This is a genomic window from Hungatella sp. SL.1.14, from assembly GCF_024460495.1.
Lineage (GTDB): Bacteria > Bacillota > Clostridia > Lachnospirales > Lachnospiraceae > Hungatella > Hungatella hathewayi.
The window spans coordinates 1-411 of record NZ_JANFYJ010000145.1; the positions used below are offsets into that span (position 1 = coordinate 1).

Sequence of the window (411 nt, forward strand, 5' to 3'; positions counted from 1 at the left end):
CGCTCGTATAGGCCGGACGGATGATCTTATCCATGTTCATCAGCTCCTCAATCCGGTGAGCGCTCCATCCGACGATTCTGGCAATCGCAAAAAATTGGAGTGAACAGTTCCTTCGGAATATCCAGCATGCTGTATACAAAACCGCTGTAGAAGTCCACATTGGCGCTGACGCCCTTGTAAATCTTTCTCTCATCCGCAATTACCTGCGGTGCCAGACGCTCGATCATGGAATATAAGTTAAAGTCATCCATACGCCCCTTTTCTTCGGACAGCTGGTGAACAAACCCCTTGAAGATCTCCGCACGCGGATCGGAATTGGAGTAAACGGCGTGACCCATGCCGTAGATTAAGCCCTTCTTATCAAATGCCTCTTTATGTAACAGTCTTCTTAAATAGAATTCTACTTCTTCC

1 pseudogene is annotated in these 411 nt (G+C 47.4%); it reads right to left on the reverse strand.

What is annotated here, in order from left to right:
• Positions 1–411, reverse strand: a pseudogene (locus NE473_RS30395) (citrate/2-methylcitrate synthase); the annotation flags it as partial.